The organism is Pedobacter sp. HMWF019, from assembly GCF_003061025.1.
Lineage (GTDB): Bacteria > Bacteroidota > Bacteroidia > Sphingobacteriales > Sphingobacteriaceae > Pedobacter.
Window position 1 is genome coordinate 1 of sequence record NZ_QAIL01000379.1, and the last position, 3,710, is coordinate 3,710.

The 3,710-nt window shown below is 38.0% G+C and carries 2 protein-coding genes; one reads left to right on the forward strand and one right to left on the reverse strand.

The genetic code is table 11. From position 1 onward, the window contains the following. Window positions 1-2,799, forward strand: a 2,799-nt coding sequence (locus DBR11_RS20800; protein ID WP_108554540.1) for a HAMP domain-containing sensor histidine kinase, incomplete at its 5' end; no start/stop codon positions are given. Between the two features lie 9 nt (window positions 2,800-2,808). Here DBR11_RS20800 and DBR11_RS20805 read toward each other — a convergent pair. Next, on the reverse strand, window positions 2,809-3,710 hold a 902-nt coding region (locus DBR11_RS20805), incomplete at its 5' end, for a hypothetical protein (RefSeq protein WP_108554541.1).

Here is a 3,710-nt window from a genome sequence, read left to right on the forward strand (position 1 = left end):
GATAAATACGTTCTGCCAGACCGGTTTGCCAGGAGTAAAGCAGTAGGTTGGTTTCTCCATGGAGTAATGTTGCTGCTGTTCTCTGGAATAGCTTTTTTGATCGATCAGGTTTTTTCTGGTTTGATCTACAACTCGAAAATTAATTTTGACATCACCAATATTATAAATCTTGGCTGGACAAGCTGGATCAGTATCGTAATTTTATGTCTGGTCTGGTTTAATGTTTACCTGACGGTAAGTGTTTCCATGCAGCTGAGCAGAAAATTGAACGTGTCTAATAAGGAGCGTCTGTTCCTGTTTCTAGTCCTGTTTTTTGCTTACTTTATCTATAGGGCAGAAGTCGAGTTTACCGCATTTTTTATCATATATGCATTCTTCCTGTTTATTATGGGATGGAATATCTATATCCAGAAAAATAAGTTTTCTATTGGGATTTATGCTATTCTTTTTTTCTGTTTGGCTATGATTTCTTCAGTGAAGTATGTCAAGTATAAGGATATAAAGGAACGCACCAAAAGATATGCCATCGCACAAAAATTGCAGTCGATGGATAATCCATTGGTGATTAGTTCTATTGAAAGTTTGGAGAACGGTGTCTCATCTGATCATTTCGTACTGAATTATTTTAAGACCCCAGCACTTTATAAGCAGATTAAACTGGAGAAACTCATTGATAAAAAATACCTGGATCGTTACCTTGCCCAGTTTGAATACAATTTGTACACCTTTAACTATGCGGATTCTTCTTTGAGTCAGGAGGAAAGTATTCCGCTTGCTCATTATAAAAATCTGGTCCGGTCCGGATCTGTTAAGGTTTCCAATTTTTTTTACCGGCTTAATGATACTTTTGGCTACCAGAGCTATTTTGGAATCATCCCGGTTTTTTATAATAAACATATTCTGGGGACCTTAGTTCTTGAGCTTAAATATCAGCTTTATGATTACAATAGCCAGTTTCCTGAGTTACTGGTTGATGGGAAGGTAAAAAGTGATGAAGATTATAAAGACTACTCTTTTGCTTTCTACAACAATGGCAAACTCATTAAACAGTCTGGTAAATTTACCTACAAACTAACCAGTATTGATTTTAAAGGGCATAAAGATGAACCCGTATATATTAATGATGATGTACTTGGGTATAGCCATATGGTGTATATGCCCAGTACTTTTAAAACCATAGTCATTAGCAAGGAGAAAGTATCTTATGTAACCCGTCTGGCCATTTTATCTTTTTTCTTTTTGGTCTTTATTGTCTTTGCTGTTTTGCTTTACATCCTCATATGGATTGTCAAAAATATCGATGAGAGCTGGGGAGGCTGGTTTAACATCAACAGGTCGCTGATGATCAATGCCAACAAGATTTTATACAGGACCAGGATACAATTCTCTATTGTGCTTTCGGTTGTGGCTACTTTGCTCATCGTTGGATGGACGACCTTCTTTTATATCAGTTCAGAATACAGGAAACAGCAGGACGATTTTATCAGGGAAAAACTGAGGAAGATTCAGCTGTCGTATGAGAAACAAGTCTATGTAAACGGAATACCAACAGCTTCTGATCAATCTAACCAAGAATTTAATCAGTTTTCAGACATTAATGGTGCTTATCTGAACCTTTTTGATACCGGTGGGAATCTCCTCTATACATCTATTCCAAAGATATACGATTATGGGCTCCTGGGGACTAAAATGGGGGCAAAAGCCTATATTTATCTGAATAAGCTGCAAAGATCTGAATATATCAGTGCGAATGAGACAATCGGTGATTTTACTTATTCTGCTGCCTACGCACCCATAAGAAATCCTCAGAACCAAACGATTGCTTATATTGGTCTGCCGTATTATGGTAATGAGGGCGATTATCAATCTAAAATAGGCTTGTTTGTCAATACTTTAATTAATATTTACGCTCTTGTTTTTGTTGCTATTGGAATACTTGCAGTCTTTCTGGCTAACCAGATCACAAGTCCGCTTACCTTTATACAGGAAAGCATCAGGAAAACAAAACTCGGACAAAAGAATCAACCTATTTTGTGGTCCCGGCATGACGAGATTGGCTCTCTGATTAAAGAGTACAATAAAATGATTGCAGCACTGGAAGAGAGTGCTGTAAAACTGGCTAAATCTGAAAGAGAGAGCGCCTGGAGAGAGATGGCTAAACAAGTAGCCCATGAGATTAAGAATCCACTTACTCCGTTAAAGCTTGGTGTACAGTTGTTGGAGAAAGCCTGGAAGGAGAAGGATGTCAATTTTGAACGTAAATTTGAAAGGTTTAATAAATCTTTTATTGAACAAATAGACAGTCTGGCAACCATTGCTTCTGAATTCTCCAACTTTGCCAAAATGCCGGATACGAAGCTGCAGACTTTACAGCTCCTGCCGATTATACAACAGGCCAGAAATGTTTTTGTAAATGAGAAAGGAGTAGAGATTAATATTCAGAATCAGAGTAATCAGGATGTGTTTATTCTCGGGGATAAAGACCAGTTGCTGAGAACCTTTAATAATTTATTAAAGAATGGAATTGAGGCCTCAACAGGAACACATGGTTGTTTGATTTATATTAAAATCAGGAATGATCAGAAAAAAGTTTGGGTAGAGGTTTCCGATAATGGGAAAGGTATTGATGATGAATTGCAGGACAAGATCTTTGCCCCAAATTTTACAACGAAGTCGTCAGGAACAGGCTTAGGTCTTGCTTTTGTAAAGCAAGCGGTAGAAAATGCAGGAGGAACTATCGAGTTCAACTCCGTGATTGATCAGGGAACTACTTTTTATTTAAGCTTTCCTCTGGCCTGATTTGATGACTTACTTCAGCAGGATGGAAGATTTCCCCATGGTACGGCCATCGGCATAGAGAATAACCGTGTAGGTTCCCTTTATAAATTCTTTTGGATTAACCCATTGAATAGAATAAGCTGTGTTATCGTCGTTATACGAAATGGTAATCATTTCACTATATTGCATTTGCTGGCTTTCCGCGTCAAACATATTGCTTTCATCTGCAATTAAATTTCCGGCTGGATCAAAAACCCTGAGATAGATTTTATGGTAGTCTTTCGTGGCCAAAGGATTAGGTGCAATGCCAAATGAAATGACCAGTTTTTTTGCTGAACTGGCACTGTTCACTTCTATATGTTTTCCGCTGTTCTTTACTTTGTAGGCTGCAACACCAACATTGAAGGCTCTTAGCACAGCTCCTGTTTTTACTTTATCGTTGAGTTCAGAATTTCTTCTGGCTAGGGTATTGGCTCTTTCGCTGGCTTTACTGGAACTTTTCGCCAGGCTATCCCTTTCATTTTTTAGTAAAAAATTCTCCTGCTGCAGGCGATTGATATCCTCGTTGTAGGTTTTTACAAATTCATGGAGTTCCCGGATTTCGTTCTGGGCCTTTAAAAGTTCATCTTTGTTAAATCGTCCTTTTTGCAATGCAGACTTCAGTTCTGCTATTTTCTGACGTGCAAGTCCCTGCTCCTCCAGAAGTTTGTTAGTTAACGACAGGTTAATTGCATTGACTTTATCCAGTTCTACTTCTATCTTTTCTACTTCTAGTTTTAACCGGTCTTTTTCGTTGCTGACAGTAACAAAGCGTTCACTCTCCTGTCTGTCCTTTATGTATAAATAGGCATTTGTGCCTATTAATGCTGCTATTACGATAATGAGAAAATAAACTTTGTTATGGTCGCCTTTAGTACCGGAAACTTTTTGGT